Origin of the sequence: Microbacterium sp. NPDC090225, from assembly GCF_044772365.1 — a bacterium.
GTDB lineage: Bacteria > Actinomycetota > Actinomycetes > Actinomycetales > Microbacteriaceae > Microbacterium.
In genome coordinates, this window is sequence record NZ_JBIVYS010000001.1 from 1274191 (window position 1) to 1291404 (window position 17214).

At 68.6% G+C, this 17214-nt stretch carries 13 protein-coding genes; 1 reads left to right on the forward strand and 12 read right to left on the reverse strand.

Annotated elements, in window-relative coordinates; genetic code table 11:
* Positions 1–36: 36 nt before the first annotated feature.
* The 11 genes from ACIQTT_RS06145 to ACIQTT_RS06195 form a co-directional block, all read right to left on the reverse strand.
* Positions 37–1335: an RNA polymerase sigma factor gene (locus ACIQTT_RS06145; protein ID WP_402787472.1), complete on the reverse strand. Its 1299-nt coding sequence runs from the start codon at positions 1333–1335 to the stop codon at positions 37–39.
* 1 nt (position 1336) lies between these two features.
* A complete protein-coding gene (locus ACIQTT_RS06150; protein ID WP_402787474.1) occupies positions 1337–1762 on the reverse strand; it encodes a YciI family protein in 426 nt (141 codons plus the stop codon).
* A gap of 132 nt (positions 1763–1894) precedes the next feature.
* Entirely contained in the window at positions 1895–3280 is a 1386-nt protein-coding gene (locus tag ACIQTT_RS06155) for a glycosyltransferase (protein WP_402787477.1), read from the reverse strand.
* Between the two features lie 8 nt (positions 3281–3288).
* Positions 3289–4875 (reverse strand): glutamine-hydrolyzing GMP synthase, encoded by a 1587-nt coding sequence (gene guaA / locus ACIQTT_RS06160; protein ID WP_247623156.1) that lies wholly within the window; start codon positions 4873–4875, stop codon positions 3289–3291.
* A complete protein-coding gene (locus ACIQTT_RS06165; protein WP_402787479.1) occupies positions 4872–5384 on the reverse strand; it encodes a DUF3817 domain-containing protein in 513 nt (170 codons plus the stop codon). Before ACIQTT_RS06165 ends, guaA begins: the two co-directional genes overlap by 4 nt.
* Before the next feature lie 64 nt (positions 5385–5448).
* Positions 5449–6429, reverse strand: a complete 981-nt coding sequence (locus ACIQTT_RS06170; protein ID WP_402787482.1) for a class I mannose-6-phosphate isomerase — start codon at positions 6427–6429, stop codon at positions 5449–5451.
* On the reverse strand, positions 6426–7700 hold the full coding sequence (locus ACIQTT_RS06175; protein ID WP_402787485.1) for an ADP-dependent glucokinase/phosphofructokinase: 1275 nt from the start codon (positions 7698–7700) through the stop codon (positions 6426–6428). Before ACIQTT_RS06175 ends, ACIQTT_RS06170 begins: the two co-directional genes overlap by 4 nt.
* Before the next feature lie 35 nt (positions 7701–7735).
* Positions 7736–8599 carry a ketose-bisphosphate aldolase gene (locus ACIQTT_RS06180; protein WP_247623160.1) on the reverse strand — a complete coding sequence of 288 codons (864 nt, stop codon included), beginning with the start codon at positions 8597–8599 and terminating at the stop codon, positions 7736–7738.
* A gap of 49 nt (positions 8600–8648) precedes the next feature.
* Positions 8649–9494: a carbohydrate ABC transporter permease gene (locus ACIQTT_RS06185; protein WP_402787488.1), complete on the reverse strand. Its 846-nt coding sequence runs from the start codon at positions 9492–9494 to the stop codon at positions 8649–8651.
* A gap of 2 nt (positions 9495–9496) precedes the next feature.
* The gene (locus tag ACIQTT_RS06190; RefSeq protein ID WP_402787491.1) at positions 9497–10420 is read right to left on the reverse strand and encodes a carbohydrate ABC transporter permease; all 924 of its coding nucleotides are present in this window, start codon (positions 10418–10420) and stop codon (positions 9497–9499) included.
* An 82-nt stretch (positions 10421–10502) separates the two neighbouring features.
* On the reverse strand, positions 10503–11801 hold the full coding sequence (locus tag ACIQTT_RS06195) for an ABC transporter substrate-binding protein (protein ID WP_402787493.1): 1299 nt from the start codon (positions 11799–11801) through the stop codon (positions 10503–10505).
* A 230-nt stretch (positions 11802–12031) separates the two neighbouring features.
* Here ACIQTT_RS06195 and ACIQTT_RS06200 point away from each other — a divergent pair, with 230 nt between their 5' ends.
* A complete protein-coding gene (locus ACIQTT_RS06200; RefSeq protein WP_402787495.1) occupies positions 12032–12838 on the forward strand; it encodes a DeoR/GlpR family DNA-binding transcription regulator in 807 nt (268 codons plus the stop codon).
* A gap of 71 nt (positions 12839–12909) precedes the next feature.
* On the opposite strand, the gene ACIQTT_RS06205 is transcribed toward ACIQTT_RS06200, so the two are convergent.
* A complete protein-coding gene (locus ACIQTT_RS06205; protein ID WP_402787498.1) occupies positions 12910–17166 on the reverse strand; it encodes an ExeM/NucH family extracellular endonuclease in 4257 nt (1418 codons plus the stop codon).
* Positions 17167–17214: the final 48 nt, after the last annotated feature.

Genomic DNA, 17214 nt, shown 5'->3' on the forward strand with positions numbered 1-17214 from the left:
GCGCTTCGCCCCCTCCGGCTCCCGGTGGGGGCGAAGTCATGTCCGGTCGCCGCGCGACTTCGCCTCGAGCAGCGCGCGTTCGCGGTCGTTCCCGGCGAGGGCGGCGGCCGTCGCGAACTCGCTGCGCGCTTCGTCCTCCCGTCCGAGGCGGCGCAGCATCTCGGCTCGGGTCGCCGGCAGCAGGTGGTAGCCGCGCAGAACTCCGGATGCCTCCAACTGATCCAGTACCTTCAGTGCCGAGGCGGGCCCCGTGGCCATCGCGACGGCCGCCGCGCGGTTGAGTTCGACGACGGGCGACGGCGCGAGCCGCCCGAGCGCCTCGTAGAGCACGACGATCTGATCCCAGTCGGTCTCCTCGATCGACGGCGCGAGCGCGTGGCATTCGGCGATCGCCGCCTGCAGCCCGTAGGCGCCCCGGCCCCGGCCGACGGCATCCGCCCGCGCCAGCGCCGCGCGGCCGCGCGTGATCCGGCTGCGGTCCCACAGCCGTCGGTCCTGGTCGCCGAGCAGCACCGGATCGCCGTGCGCGTCGATCCGCGCCGGGAATCGCGCCGCGGTGAGCTCCATCAGGGCGAGCAGCCCGAGGGCGTCCGGCTCCCGGGGCATCAGCCCGACCAGCACACGGCCCAGCCTGATCGCCTCGTCGGCGAGGTCGGGCCGCATCCACTCCGGTCCACTGCTCGCCGCGTGCGCCTCGTTGAAGATCAGGTACACGACGCCGAGGAGCGCCCCGAGCCGGGCGGTGTGCTCCTCGCGCGGAGGCGTCTCGAAGGGAACAGCAGCTGCGGCCAGCGTCTTCTTCGCCCGCACGATGCGCTGCTGCACGGTGCCCGTGGGAACCAGGAAGGCACGCGCGATCTCCTCGCTCGACAGCCCGGCGACCACGCGCAGAGTCAGCGCCACCTGGGCTTCCCGCGACAGCACCGGGTGGCAGGCGATGAACATCAACCGGAGCACGTCGTCGTCGACGGCATCCGGGTCCCAGGGCGCCGCATCGGTACCCTCGGCCTGCTCGCGCTCGAGATCGTGGGCGAGCACGGCGATGCGATCGTCGAGGCGCTCCTGCCGCCGCCATCCGTCGATCGCCTTGCGCTTCGCGACCGCCGTCAACCAGGCGGCGCCGTTGCGGGGCACACCCTCGACCGGCCACTGCCGCAGCGCATCGAGCAATGCCTCCTGGGCGAGATCCTCCGCCCACCCGAAGTCGCCGACCATGCGGGCGAGCGTGCCGACGATCTTCGCCGACTCGATGCGCCAGACCGCGGCGACGGTGCGCTCCACCGACCCCGGCGAGGGGAGGGGACGCACCGTCGCGTCGTCGGAGGAGGGAGTCATCTCACTGCTGGGCGCGCTGCGCCTGCTCCTCGCGCCAGCCGGCTTCCTTCTCGATCCACTCGTTGTCGGCGGGGAAATCGGAGGCGTCGGTCACCCGGCGCACCTCGAGGAACGACCCGGGTCCGAGCGGTGCACGGCTCGCCCACTCGGCGGCCTCCTCACGGCTCGACACCTCGAGGATCCAGAAGCCGTTGAACAGCTCCTTGGTCTCGCCGTAGGGGCCGTCGGTGATGAGCGGGGTCTCGGCGCTGAAGTCGACGACGAAGCCCTCCGCGGCATCGGTGAGTCCCTCGCCCGCGGCCAGCACGCCGGCTTTGATCATGGACTCGTTGTACTTCCCCATCGCCTCGATGACCTGCTCGAAGGGGATCTCCTTGTACGCCTCGACGGCCTCGTCGGTCGCGCGCATGATGAGCATGTACTTCATGGTGTTCTCCTTGATCGATGGGATCGTGTCTCGACCCTCTCATCAAAGACGTCGAACGGGAATGCGTCGGATCGACACACGATCCGGAATTCTCCGATATTTCTTCTCGCGAGCGTTCTCGAACGGGCGCGCTCAGCGGCGCGGCGGCCGACGCACGGCGGCATCGATCACGGCGGTGAGCGCGTTCAGCGACTTCTCGGGGCTCCACGCCGCGGCCACCTCCGGGGCCTCGGCACTCAGCCGCGCGAGCAGAGCGGGGTCGGCCAGCACCCCGCGCAGGGCGGCTGCCAACGCCTCGACGTCGCCGCTCGGAGCGAGCACTCCTCCGCCCGTGCCGAGAACATCGCGGATGCCGTATCGCACGTCGTACGACACGACCGGCGCTCCGTGCAGCAGCGCCTCGACGATCGACAGCGGCTGCCCCTCGAAGGCGGTGGCGGTGAGGACGACCGAGGCCCGGTCGAGCACGCGCCCCGGGTCATCGGTGTACCCGGCGAGCACGACACGGTCGCCCGCACCGAGCTCCGCGATGAGCGCGGCCAGTCGCTCCTGCTCCGGTCCCCCGCCCCAGACCTCGAGACGAGTGTCGGGCACGTCGGCCGCGAGGAACGCGCGGATGGCCTGATCGACGCGCTTGCCCGGCGCCAGGCGTCCGAGCACCACGACCAGTCCCGGCTCCCGCAGATCGTCGCGGCGCGCGACGGCGGCGATCGGATTCGGCACGGTCTCGTTCCGCGCGGCCGCACCGAAGCGGGCCACGACGTCGTCGCGCTGCGTGGCCGTCGGCCAGATCACGGCGTCGAAGCGGTCGGAGAGGGCGAACCAGCGAGTCCACAGCGCATTCGTCGGGGCATCCGCCGTGTAGGGCGCCTCGAGGTGGATGGTGTGGATCGTGTGGAGGATGCGCACGCGCGGGTCCCGCCACCCCACGATGAGCTCGCCGAGCTGGCGCGATTCGCAGATGACGACGATCGGGCGGTCTCCGAGGCCCGCGGCCAGGTGCGACAGCCAGGAGCGGTACAGTCCGCCGAAACCGGCGACGCCGCCGACGACCTCGCCGTCCGCGTCGAAGATCTGCACCGGCTCGACGCTCAGGTGCCAGTCGGGATTACCCGGGATCACCGGGAGCGCGACGAACGGCCGACCCTCGGCATCCGCGATCGTGCGGTACTCGACCCCCGGGTTCGCGACCAGGGCGTGGTCGGCGACGGAGCGCAGCCAGGCTGCCGCTCCTCCGCCGTCGTCGACGGCCTCGTCGAAGAGATTGCGCAGGCGGGAGGCGTCGACCAGCGCACCGCGCGAGACGAACGTCTCCCGATGCTGCGCGTGGTCGGCCGCGGTTCCCGGGTCGAAGGTGAGCAGCTGGGGCCCGCGCCCTTCGGCCACGCCCGCACCGGCCAGCTGCCGGGCGCGCGACAGCGTCGCGATCGTGTAGCCGCCGTCGAGGTCGGGGATCAGCCGGCTCGACAGCACCAGGTACTCGGCGTCCGGCAGGGCCGGCGCCGACTCGGGGAGCATCGTCTCCCCTACTCCCACTCGATGGTCCCCGGCGGCTTCGACGTGACGTCGAGCACGACGCGGTTGACGTCGCGAACACCGTTGGTGATGCGGTTCGAGATCTTGGAGAGCACGTCGTACGGCAGACGCGTCCAGTCGGCCGTCATCGCGTCTTCGCTCGAGACGGGACGCAGCACGATCGGGTGCCCGTAGGTGCGGCCGTCGCCCTGAACGCCCACCGAGCGCACGTCGGCGAGGAGCACGACGGGGCACTGCCAGATCTCCTGGTCGAGCCCAGCCTTCGTGAGCTCCTCACGGGCGATGGCATCGGCTTCGCGGAGGATCTCCAGACGGTCGGCCGTGACCTCGCCGATGATGCGGATGCCGAGGCCGGGGCCGGGGAACGGCTGGCGACCGACGATCGCCTCGGGGATGCCGAGCTCGCGCCCGATCGCCCGGACCTCGTCCTTGAACAGCGCGCGCAGCGGCTCGATCAGCTCGAAGTCGAGGTCGTCGGGCAGCCCGCCCACGTTGTGGTGCGACTTGATGTTCGCGGTGCCCGCGCCGCCGCCGGACTCGACGACGTCGGGATAGAGCGTGCCCTGCACGAGGAACTTGACCGGGGCGCCGCCCGAGGCCTTCGCCTCGGCGACGAGGTCGAGCTGCACCTTCTCGAAGGCGCGGATGAACTCGCGCCCGATGATCTTGCGCTTCTCCTCGGGGTCGGTGACACCCTTCAGGTGGCCGAGGAACGTGTCCGCCGCGTCGACCGTGATCAGACGCACGCCGGTGGACTCGACGTAGTCCTTCTCGACCTGCTCGCGCTCGCCCTTGCGGAGGAGCCCGTGGTCGACGAACACGGCGGTGAGCTGGTCACCGATCGCCTTGTGCACGAGGGCGGTCGAGACCGCGGAGTCGACGCCGCCGGAGAGCGCCGAGATGACGCGGGCGTCGCCCACCTGCTCGCGGATGCGCTCGATCTGCTCGGCGATCACGTTGCCGCTGTTCCAGTCGGAGGCGAGGCCCGCCCCCTTGTGCAGGAAGTTCTCGAGCACGCGCTGGCCGTGGTCGGAGTGCTTGACCTCCGGGTGCCACTGCACGCCGTAGAAGCCGCGGTCCTCGTTCGCGAACGCCGCGACCTTGGTCGCGTCCGTCGTCGCGAGCACGTCGAAACCCTCGGGAGCGCGGGCGACCTGATCGCCGTGGCTCATCCACACGTTCTGCTCGACGGGCTGGCCACCCAGCAGCGTTCCGCCGTCGCCCGTGATGACGGCATCCGTCGCCCCGTACTCGCGCAGGCCGGTGTTCGCGACCTCGCCGCCCAGGGTCTGAGCCATGTACTGGAAGCCGTAGCAGATGCCGAGCGTCGGCACGCCGAGGTCGAACACCGCGGGGTCGAGGCGCGGCGCCCCCTCTTCGTACACCGACGAGGGGCCTCCGGAGAGGATGATCGCGACGGGGTTCTTGGCGGCGATCTCGGCGGCGGTCGCGGTGTGCGGCACGATCTCGCTGTAGACGCCGGCCTCGCGCACACGACGGGCGATCAGCTGCGCGTACTGCGCGCCGAAGTCGACGACGAGCGCGGGGCGCTGCTGGGTCTCGGACTGTTCGGTCAACGGGCACCTTCCGGGGCGGGAGCGGAGACCTCGGCGGCCTCTCGGGTGGCGAGGTAGGTCTTGACTTCACGGGCCACGACGGCCTCCATGAAGAACGACAGCAGCGGGATGATGCCGCCGAGCGCGAGCAGGATGAAGCGCGGGAAGCGCCAGCGCATCAGGCTCCACATGCGGAAGCACGCGAAGAGGTACACGACGTAGAACCAGCCGTGCGCGACGAGGATCGCCGTCGACAGGTTGAACCCATCGCCGAGAGAGGTCATCTCGCAGGAGTTCGTCATCGGGGCGAACAGCGACCACCACTGGCAGTCGGGCCCGGCGAGGACTCCCGCGAACCAGAGCGCTCCCCCCGATCCTCCGGCGAACAGTTCGAGGTGGATCGGCGTGTACTTCAGCACCATCTCGGCCAGCAGCAGGAGCAGCATGACTCCGGTGATGATCGACGCGATCTGGTAGAACTTCAGCGCACCGCGGATCGCCGGAAAGTTGGCGACTTTCGGTTCGGGCATGCGTCCAGTCTAGTCGGCGCGCCGGACCGCTCGATCCGGCGTGGATCACCCGCTCGCGACGCACTCACGGCGCGGGCGGCCGGGCGACCAGCGCTTCGCCGTGACCCGTCAGCGCGCGCTCGGATGCCGCGGCGGGAACGAGCACCGTCGACCCCGCGGGGAACCCCTGTCCACCCAGTGCGACCTCGCCGTCGACCACGACGACGATCGCGAACCCGGGATCGAGCACCACGGGCTCTCCGTCGACCGGAACCCGATCGAGGCGGAAGTACTCGTCGGCGGCGGCCGGGAACGCCGACCCCGATCGCGGTGCCGCGCGTACGAGCCCGTCGAGCTGTGTCCGGTCACGCCCGGCGCGGTTCACCGCCGTCAGGGCGAGATCGAACCCGAGACCCAGATGCCCCTCGGCGGGGCCGTCGATCGCGAACCCGTCCCACTCGAGCAGGATCGAGAGGTCCTCGGGCTGCTGCAGTTCGAGCAGGAGAACACCCGCGCCGATCGCGTGCAGCTCCCCCGGAGGCACCCACACCACATCGCCGGGCCCGACCTCTATCGCGTGCAGCAGACCGAGGAGCGCGGCCACATCCTGGCGCGCGACCAGGTCGGCGAGAGCATCCGCCGTCACGTCCTCCCGCAGGCCGACGTGCACCGTCCCTCCCTCGAGGATGTACCAGGCCTCGGCCTTGCCGTGCGCGCGGCCGAGATGCCCGGCCGCGAAGTCGTCGTGCGGATGCGCGTGCACCGGCAACCGCTCCCCCGCATCGAGCAGCTTGACGAGCAGGCGCGCGTCGTCACCCCAACGGCGGACGTGCTCCTTCCCCAGCCAGACGATCGGATCCTCGGCGATCGCCTCGCGCAGCAGCCGCCCGTCGGGCAGCGTGCTGAGGCCGAGGGTCTCCTCGCCGCGGACGGTCGTCACCGATCCGACCCAGTCCTCGGGTTCGCGGGATGCGGACCCCTGATCGCCGCGGAACGCGCGGAGGCGCTCACCACCGCGGTAGAAGCGCTCCGCCGGGCGGTTCGGGGCGAGGGAGATCGGGGTCATCGGGGTTCTCCATTCACTTCGGCGTGCACGGCGTCCGTATCGGCGTGCGCGGCGTCCCCGTCGGCGTGCGCGGCGTCCCCGTCGGCGTGCGCGGCGAGGAATCCACCGACGAACGTGTCGCCGAGACCGATCGTGGTCGGCTCCACGATGTCGAGGGCGAAGGCCGGCACACCGACCGCGCCGGGTACGACGCGCTCGACGGCGGCGACCAATTCGGCGCCTCGTCGGCTGCGCGCCATGCCGGCGGTCTCCTCGGCATCCGATGACGAGAATCCATCGCCGAGCCGGTAGCGCGTGGCCGCGACCCGCACCGCGCTCTCGAGCGCTGCACGGTGGCGCACGGCATCCGATCCGACGGCGATCGCCCAGTGCCGGGAGTGCACGACGAGGGCGGGCGCGGGGATCAGCCGGGCGATCGCGGCGAGCGCGGCGATCACGTCGGTCGGATCGAGCAGGTCGACGGATCGGCCCAGATACTCCTGCAGTTCGTCCTCGTTCATGCCGTAGACGTCGATGCGGGAGAGCAGCCGGTCACGAACCGTGTGCGAGAAGGCCCGCGTGTAGAACCCGGCGTCCTCGTAGTACACCAGCGCGTCGTCGGGCAGTGACGCGAGCGCCGCGAGAAGCTCGTCGAGCCGGCGCTCGAGCAGATCGTGGTCCTGCATCGTATTGAAGCCCGACACGAGGAAGACGGATGCTCGGGCCAGGGCCGTCGGCAGATCGTCGGCGAGCCGCATCTCACGATTGGGCGGGTCGTTCGCGAAGATCAGGCGGTTCGCGCTCGGGGAGACGATCTCACCGTCGATCAGTCGCACGTGCGCCCCGACCGGGTACTGCACGATCAGGTGCGGATCGAGGGTGTCGTGCTCGGCCGACGACACGTACGAGACGCGCTCCGGCAGCAGACGGCGGACGTTGTCGTCGATGCTCACCAGATGCTGCACGCTCGGGATGCCGAGGCTGTCGAGCACGAGCCCCGCCCGCACCCCCGTGCCCCCGAGGGTCACCGCCACGTCGAAGTGCGCGGCGAAGTGCTCGATCACGGCGGAGGACTCGACGAAGCGCTCGGCTCCGGTGCCGGCCGCGACGAACGCGAGCACGGCCACCAGGAGCGAGCGCTCGTCGACGATCGGCGCCGTGGCGGTCAGCTCGTGCCGCCGGATGCGATGCTCCCGAGCCAACCGACCGACCACGGCGGAATCCCACCGCAGTTCGAAGTCGACCGTTCCGCCGAGCCCCAGCACAAGCCGACCGTCCACATCACGCGTCATCCGTCGATCGTCCTCCCCGTCGAGATCCGTGCCGGTCAGTACAGGTCGGCCTTGCCGTCCGCACCGAACAGTTCGATCTTCTCAGCCGCGGTCGCCTTGAGGGCGGCGATCGGCTCGGGCTGGATCGCGTTCGGCTCGCGCAGACGCTCGTCGGTGCCGAGGATCTCGCGCATGCGGTTGTGGTACGAGACCTTGATGTCGCTGGAGATGTTGATCTTGTTGATGCCGAGCTCGACGGCGCGGCGCAGTTCGGAGTCCGGGTTCGCCGATCCGCCGTGCAGCACGAGCGGGATGCCGACCGCGGCCTTGATCTCCTGGAGCAGGTCGTGGCGGAGCTCGGGGTTCTTCTCGGCCGGATACAGCCCGTGCGAGGTGCCGATCGCGATCGCGAGGCTGTCGACGCCCGTCTCCTCGACGAAGCGGACGGCGTCGTCGACGTTCGTGTAGATGATCTCCGCAGCGCCGGACTCGCCGTAGCTGTCGTTCGCACCGATCGTGCCGAGCTCGCCCTCGACCTGGATGCCCACCGCGTGCGCGGCCTCGACGACCTTGCGCGTGAGGGCGACGTTCTCGTCGAACGGCAGCAGCGACGCGTCGATCATGACCGAGGTGAACCCGGCCTTGATCGCCGTGATCATCTGCTCGTAGCTGCCGCCGTGGTCCCAGTGGATCGCCACGGGAACGCTCGAGCGGTGCGCCCGCGAGTGCATCGCCGCGATCAGGTCGGTCGTGATGTGCGAGACCTCGTCCGGGTGGATCGCGATGATCACCGGCGCGTTCTTCTCCTCGCTGATGTCCATGACTCCGTTGAACATCGCCCAGTCGCTGATGTTGAACGCCGGGATCGCGAAGTTGTGCGCGTTGGCGACGTCGAGGATGGATTTTCCGGTGTAGAGCACGTGTTTCTCCTGTTTTCGTGATGGTCGAGGACCCCGGACGGGGTGGCTGTCAGCTCTTCACCGAACCGGCCGTGAGGCCGCTGATGAAGTAGCGCTGGAAGAAGAGGAAGAGGATGAGCACCGGGATCGACCCGAGCACGCTCATGGCCATGATCTGGTTCCACTCGTAGGAGTGCTGGCCCATCAGGAGCTGGATGCCGATGGGCACCGTGCGCATGTCGATCGTGCGCGTGAGGGTCAGGGCGAACAGGTACTCGTTCCACGCGATCATGAACGTGTAGATGCCCACCGAGACGATGCCCGGCACCGAGATCGGTACGAGGATCCGCCACAGCGCCGTGAACGACCCCGCACCGTCGACGCGGACGGCCTCGTCGAGCTCGCGCGGCAGGGTGTTGAAGTACCCGGTCATCATGATGATCGCGTAGGGCAGGGTGAACACCATGTAGGTGAGGATCAGCCCGGCGTAGGAGTTGTAGAGGCCGAGGGCGACCATGAGGCCGAAGTACGGGATCAGCAACGTGATGGGCGGCACGGCCTGCACACTCACGATCACCACGTTGAGGATGCGCTTGCCCCGGAAGTCGAAGCGGCTGAAGGCGTAGGCCGCCTGGATCGCGACGATGAGGGTGAGGATCGTGACAGACCCCGCGACGATGTAGCTGTTGAGGAAGAACCGCACCGTCTCGGCGTTCGTGAAGATCGCGATGTACGCGTCGAACGAGAACGTGTCGGTCACGAGCCGCGGGGGCAGCTCGAAGATCTGGGTGTTGGACTTGAACGAGCTCGAGAGCATCCAGAGCACGGGTCCGGCGGCGAAGACGGCTCCGATGATCAGTCCGATCATCAGCGAACCCTTCGCGACGATGCGGCGGTTCTTGACGGTGAGCGCCATGATCAGTCCCTCGCTTTCTGGTGACGGACGTAGAACACGGCGAGCACCATCGACATCAGCAGCACGAGCACGGCCGAGGTGGCGGCGAGCGAGAAGTCGTACTTGGCGAAGGCCAGCTTGTAGGTGAAGGTGCTGAGCACCTCGGTGACGTCGATCGGACCCCCGCCGGTGGTCATCCAGATGAGGGCGAACTGCTGCGAGGTCCAGATCAGGTCGAGCAGCACGAGGCTCACGATGATCGGCCGCAACTGCGGGATCGTGACGTTCCAGAAGCGCTGCACGTTGCTGGCGCCGTCGACGGTGGCCGCCTCGTGCAGCTCCGCCGGAACGCCCTGGAGCCCGGCGAGCAGGCTGACCATGAAGAACGGGTATCCGGCCCAGATGTTGATGAAGATGATGGTGCCCAATGCCAGCTGCGGAGAGGCGAGCCATTCGATGTCGGTGTTGAGCAGGAAGTTGATCACGCCGTTCGGGGCGAGGAGCATGCGCCACAGCACCGCGATCACCGCGACCGTGAACAGCCACGGCAGAACGTAGAGGGCCCGGAACAGGGAGCGCGAGACCCGGCCGAGGAGCGGGCTGTTCAGCATCATCGCGAACGCGAGTCCGAGCACCAGATGAGCCAGCACGCTCGCGACCGTGAACAGGATCGTGTTGCCGGTGGCCTTCCAGAAGCGCGGGTCCGAGAGGATCTCGACGTAGTTGCCGATTCCCACGAACTCCGGCGACTTGTTCAGGATCACGTTGTCCTGGAACGAGTAGCCGATCACCATCACGATCGGCACGATCATCAGGACGAACAGCAGGATGATCGTCGGAGAGAGGAAGGCGTACGACTCGGTGGTCTTGCGCAGTTGCCGTCGGCGCCGCGAGTGCGGCACCCCGGTGACGATCACCTCGGTGTCGTCGGTCGTTCTCAGGCTCATGAGGTGCAGGCTCCTAGGTTGGTCGGGTGCCGCACCGCATCATCGGCGATGCGGCACCCCGTTCAGGCGGGAGGCGAGGAGCTCAGAACTCCGCTTCCCAGGACGTCTGCGCCGCCTTGAGCGCGTCGGGAATCGATTGCTGCCCGTCGAAAGCGGACTGCAGCTGCTCGCCGAGCTGGCGCATGAGCTCCTCCGCCACCGGCAGCCCGGTGAACTCGTTGGCGGGGTAGCCGGCCTGGTAGATGTCGAATGCCTGCTTGAACAGCTCGTCGTCGTTCACGAAGTCGGGAACCGAGGTCGAGTTGCCGGGGAACGCCTTCGCCATCGTCGACAGAGTGGAGTTGGTCTCCTGGCTCATGAGGAACTCGACGAGCTTGAACGCCGCCTCCTTGTGCTCGGAGTTCTCGGCCACGCCGATGCCCCACGAGGCGTAGGGGATGCCGCGTTCGCCCTCGTATCCGTCTTCGGCGGGGATCGCCGAGATCGAGAACTCGAGGTCGGGGTTCGTCTCGCGGATGAGGTTGATGTGCGCGAGAGAGTCGATCATCATCCCGGCCCGGCCGTTGGTGAACTCCTCGACCTTGTCCTGCTCCTTCATCGTGAACGAACCGGAGGCGATCACGCCCGCGTCCCACAGCTCGCCGATGTACTCGACCGCGGAGGTCACGTCGTCGTTGGTGAGATCGGGCTGCCCGTCCTTCAGCATCGAGCCGCCGGATGCCCAGACCCACGACATGACGTCGTTCTGCACACCGTTCGGCGCTTCGAGCGAGAGCGGGAGGACCCACCCGGAGACGTCGCCGCCGAGGGCGGACACCTTCTCCGCGGCATCCGCGAACTCGCTGCGGGTGGCGGGCGGAGCGTCGACACCGGCCTCGGCGAGGAGCGCGTCGTTCGTGAACATCGGATACACGAAGTTGACGACCGGAATCATGTACGTGCTGCCGTCGACCTGGATCTGGCTCGCGAGCTCGCTGTCGTCGTAGTCGTACTCCTCCATCAGCGCGCTGAGGTCTGCGACGACGCCCTGCGAGGCGAAGTCGTTGACCCACGCGCCGTCGAGACCGACGACATCGGGCATGGTGCCGGACGCGGCGCCCGCGAACAGCTGCTCCTTGGTGGAAGCGTACGGACCGCTCACGAGATCGACCGTGATCCCGGGGTTCGCCGCCTCGAACTCGTCGATGAGGGCGCGGAACTCGCCGTCGGGCAGTTCCGGCTCCCACCACTGGGCGAACTCGATCGTCACGTCGCCGCCGTCGCCACCGCTGTCGCCGCCGGTGCTGGGCGCGCAGCCCGCCACCGCCAGAAGGGTCACGGCCGCCGCAGCGGCTCCGACGAAGTTCCGGGTGCGTCGCTGCCCCAGTCGCACTGTGCTCATCACTTCTCCTCTTCGAGATCGTGCCGCATCACGCGCTTCAATGCTTGTTCATGCGGTTTTGAGCCATGTTATGCCCGCATTTGCTGAGACGTCAAGGGTAAATCTGAAGATGTCGTTACAGATTTCTGCGATCTGGGCCTCCTTTCCCCAGAAAACAGGCGCGCAATCGATATGCCGTTTTCTGCACGAGTCTGCGGTGTTCGACGCTTTCATGTGCTAGAGATGTCTGCATGGAAGCATCCGCACCGGCACATCGTCGTCGCCTCCCCGCGGGAAGGAAGGCCGATCTCGCGAGTTACGTCGAGCAGACGGGACAGGTCACGGTCGGCGATCTCGCCGAGCACTTCGGCGTCTCGATCGACACGATCCGCCGCGATCTCGATCAACTCGACCGCGAGGGTGTACTCGTGCGCACCCACGGCGGCGCCGTGAGCTCCGCGACCGGACCGCTCAAGGACCGCGCCCTCGACGTGCGCATGCGCGTGCAGACGGAGGAGAAGGAGCGCATCGCCCGTATCGCCGCCGGACTCATCGAAGACGGCTCGGTGGTGATGCTGAACGCCGGGACGACGACGTTGGCGGTCGCCCGCGCACTCCGCAACCACCAGGACCTGACGATCGCGACGAACAATCTGCGCATACCGGCCGAGATCGCGCCCACCGCGTTCCGCGATCTGTACGTGTTCGGCGGCGCCGTGCGATCGATCACCCAGGCGACGACCGGCCCCGTGACGTTCACGATGACACCCGGAGGACCCGAGGTCGACATCCGCTGCGACCTCGCACTGATCGGCGTCGGGGCGGTCGACGAGGGCGGGTACTCGGCCTCCAACCTCGGCGACGCCGCGATGATGTCCGAGATGATGCAGCGCGCCGAGCGCACGGCGATCCTGGCGGACTCCTCGAAGATCGGGCGCCGGTTCTTCGCGCAGATCGCGCAGCTCGAGCGCGCCGACTACCTGATCACGGATGCCCCGCCGACCCCGCGCATCGCCGCAGCACTCGCGCAGGCCGATGTGCAGGTGCTCGTCCCCTGACGGCGACCTGACGACGACGGAGGCCGCCGGGATCACTCCCGGCGGCCTCCGCCTCGATCAGCGGGGTGGAGTCACCACCATCCGCCGATCAGGTCGAGGATCCAATCGATGATGCCGCCGATGATCCCGCCGATCGTGCTCGCCTTCTTGACGGTGACGGATGCCGTGGCCTCGTCTCCGTCCGCCTGCGACACTGCGACCGTGTAGTCCCCGGCCTTCGTGTTCTTCGGAACCGTCACCGAGCCGTCGAAGGAGCCGTCGCCCGCGACCTGAATCGTGCCGACCTCGATCGTCGTGCCCTTCTTCGGTCGCAGCTGCACGGTCACGGTCTCGCCCGGCTCGTATCCCTCACCGGTGATCTGCAGCTTCTTGCCTGCCGTCACCTTCGAGGAGCCCAGGTCGATCGTGCCGGCGAACTCCGCCTCACCCGTGATCGTGAACGGCACCTGCACCGTCGTACCCGTCGAGGGGACCGACACGGTGAGCGACTGCTCGCCCGTCACTCCCGCGGGAACCGTGAAGGTGAGCGTCGCCCGCCCGGCCTCGTCGGTCGTGTCGACGATCGCCGGGTCGACCGCACCCGCGGCGAGCTGGGTGTCGCCCAGTGAGAGCGTCACCTCGCCCGGCGCCGGCTCACCCGCGCTGAACGCGAGCGACGACAGCGCGACGGTCACCTGATCGCCCGCGCTGTAGCCGTCGGCATCCGCCGGGCTGACCGTGACGCCGACGGCGCGCTGCGCCTGATCGGGCGTCGCAGTGCCGTTCGCGTCGAACCAGTCGACCATCGACTGCAGGTCGATCTTGCCGGTGTCGCGCTTGCCCGTGCCCTCCCGGAAGGTGACGAAGTTATCGCCGCCCGCCGCGAGGAACGAGTTCGCTGCGACGGTGTACTCGGCCGCCGGGTCGATCGGAGTTCCATCGAGCGTGATCGAGGTGATCCGCGAGCCCTGCGCCGCGGTGGGGTCGTACGTGTAGACGAGTCCCTCTGAGACGCCGAGCTTCAGGAACGGACGCGCCGCTCCCGCAGGCTGCCACTGCTCCTCGAGCACGCCCTTGAGCTGCTCCCCCGTCAGGGTGAGCGTCACGAGCGTGTTGGCGAACGGTTGCACGTTCGCCGCCTCTCGGTAAGTGACGTTGCCGTCAGGATCGGATGCCCCGCTCGACGCGTACGCGAGGTTCGCGCGCAGACCGCCCGGGTTCATGAGGGCGATGTCGGCATCCGTCGACCACTTCTGCACGTCGGCGACGAAGTTGCCGATCGTCGACTCGCCACCGCGGTTCTCCGCACCGTTCGCCTGACGCGCCCGGTTGAAGTCCGCCGTGATCTGTCCGACCTCGACCGCACCGAGCACGTCGGCCTCGGCCTTCGCCTTCGCGACGATCTCGGCGACCTCGGGCACGGCCGGGTAGAGCGGCTGTCCGTTGGCGGTGAGCGGCTTGATCTCGTTGGCGATCGAGATCAGGTCCTTCGTGGTCGGGTCGACCTGGATGTTCATCAGCCCCAGGTTCTCGCCGTACTGCCCCGCCGAGACGACCGGGCGGCCGTCGATGACGTGGTTGTACGCGAGGTGGGTGTGCGCCGAGACGATCGCATCGACGTCGCCGTCCACGCCGTACACGATCTCGCCGAGCGGAGAGTCGGGCGTGACCGCCGCGACATCGGTGCTCTCGGCGCCCTCGTGCACGAGCAGGATGATGACGTCGGCCTCGCCGTTGGACTCGTCGCCGTCGCGCAGATCGTCGGCCACCGCGTTCACGGAGTCGGCGATGCTGCGCACCTCGAGGTCGGCGATCCCCTCCGGGGAGACCAGCGAGTCGAGGTCTTCGGTGACGGCTCCGATGAAGCCGACCTTGACGCCGTCGAGCTCCTTGACCCAGGCGGGTGCCAGAGCGGGCTCGCCGGTCTCGGTCACGAACACGTTCGACGCGATGTACTCCCAGTCCGCGCGATCCTGCACACGATCGCGCAGATCCTCCCAGCCCTGGTCGAACTCGTGGTTACCCGCCGAGCTCACGTCGAGACCGGCCGCGTTGAGCGCGTCGATCGTGGGGTTGTCGTCGTTGATGAAGGAGGTGAACGTCGATGCACCGATCAGGTCTCCCGCTCCCGCGAAGATCGTGTTCGGGTTCTCGGAGCGGAACTGCTGCACGGCTCCCGCGAGCACCGCGGCACCGGCGGCGGCGCCGTCGGCCTCGATGCGTCCGTGGAAGTCGTTCACCGTGACGACGTCGATGCTCACCGGCGGGATCTCCGAGGAGACGCCGACCAGGATCGGGTCGTGGTCGCTCGAGCGGTAGGGCGTACCCGCCTCGGTGGCGCCGAACGCGTAGCCGCGGTCGCTCCACTCGGGCGAGTTGATGCCCCAGACGCCCGCTCCGGTGATCGAGGAGGCCAGCGACGGCGACGCGATCACGTGGTCGAGCGAACCGAGCTCACCGTCGAACGAGTACGTGTACTGTCCGTCGGTCTTGTCGGCGACGAGATCGCTCCAGCCCGCCGACGTGAACACGTCGATCGGGTCTTCCTTGCCGTAGGCGTTGAAGTCGCCGATCAGCAGCAGGTCGCTACTCCCGGTCGACTCCTCGAGGTCGCCGGCGAAGTCGAGGATCGCCTCGGCCTGCGCCACGCGGTCGGCGTTGAAGAATCCCTGGCCGTCGGCCGGCTCCGCACCGGCGCCGGTGGGCGGGGACTTCGACTTGAGGTGGTTCGCGACGACCGTCACGACCCGTCCGTCGATGTCGAACGCCTGCGCGATCGGCTCACGGGCGTTGCCCCACACCGACTCGTCGGTCACGGTCGCACTGTCGCCGACCGGTGAGACGGCATCCTTCTTGTAGATGATGGCGTTGGTGATGTAGTCGGTCGTCGCCGCGTCGTTCAGGGCCTCGGGCGTCGGCACGAACGCCCACACCTCACTGCCCGCCGCGTCGTTGAGCCCGTCGACCAGGTCGGCGAGCGCCGTGTCGATCGGCTTGCCGAGCTTGACCGAGTTCTCGATCTCCATGAGCGAGACGATGTCGGCATCGAGTCCGTTGATCGCCGCGACGATCTTGGACTTCTGGATCGCGAATTGCTCCGCATTCGCCGCGCCGCGCGCGTCGGAGTTCTCGCTCTTCAGCGTCGTGAAGTAGTTGAAGACGTTGAACGACCCGACCTGCACGTCACCGCCCACGTCCGGAGCGGTCTCGGGGCGCGGGTTGGTCTGCTCGAAGCCGACCTTGAGCTCGGCGGGAGAGGAGTCGTCGATCGGCACGGTCGGCTGCAGCCGCCAGTCATCGAAGCCCCACTGCAGGATGTAGCCGGCGTCGCTGAAGTCGACGACGTCGCCGGTGCGCACGACCTGGTCGGTCGTGAAGTACGGCTGCTGACCCGGGTGGTTGTTGTTGTTGACCTGCAGAGACCACGCATCGTCGAGCAGGATGCGGTTCGCCCGGTTGGCGGCCGCGATCGCGGCGGCGTCGTCACCCGGACGCGTCGTCTCGGTGCTCTTGACGTTGAGGTCCTCACCGGCGTTCAGCCACAGGGTGCCGAAGTTGTAGAGCTGGTGGCTCGACGCGAGACGGTAGGTGCCGGCAGGGGCGACGAGCATGTTCTCGTACTGCTCGCGGTCGGCGCCCACGACGGTGTCGGGAAGAGGGGTCACCTCGGGCAGACCGGCATCGGCCGTGACGACCTCGACACCCGCGAGAGCCGTGGGCGAGATCTGGGTCTGGCCGAAGTACTCGCTCACGCGGCCCGTGACCGAGACGAGGTCGCCGATCTCGAGCGTAGGGGCGAGCGCGTTCAGGAAGACGAACACACCGTCGGAGGCACCGGGCGTCGCGTGCTCGGCACCGCCGGAGCCCTGCGTCTGGATCACGATGCCCTTGTAGCCACCGGTGCGGTAGTCCGCGGTGACGATGCCCTCGACCGTGACGGTCTGGCCGTTCACGGGAGAGACGTCACCGGTGCCCTGCACCTCGGCGATCGTGTGCGTGGCCGGCGTACTGGCGGCCGCTGCGTCTTCCGCGGGGGTAGCCGGAGCCTCTTCGGGCGCGGGCGCTTCCGCCGCGTCGTCGGCCTCGTCCTCGGTGGCGGGCGGCGTCGACGGGGTCTCCTCCGGTGCGGGGGATGCGGTGTCGTCCGGCGCGGGGGTCGCCGGAGCCTCCGTCTCGGTGCTCGACGATGCGGGGGCATCGACGGGCTCCTCGGCGAAGGCGGGGGCCGCGGCGAGCGACCCGAAGGTCAACGCGACGGCGGTGGTCAGAGCGAGAGCGCCGGTGCGCCCCCGCTTCCGGAATTCTGACGAATCGACTCCCGTGCGGGCGTCGTCGTGGGGGGCTGACATGCGAACGGTCTCCTCGACATTGTGGATTTCGGTGACGTCGGGCCCTTG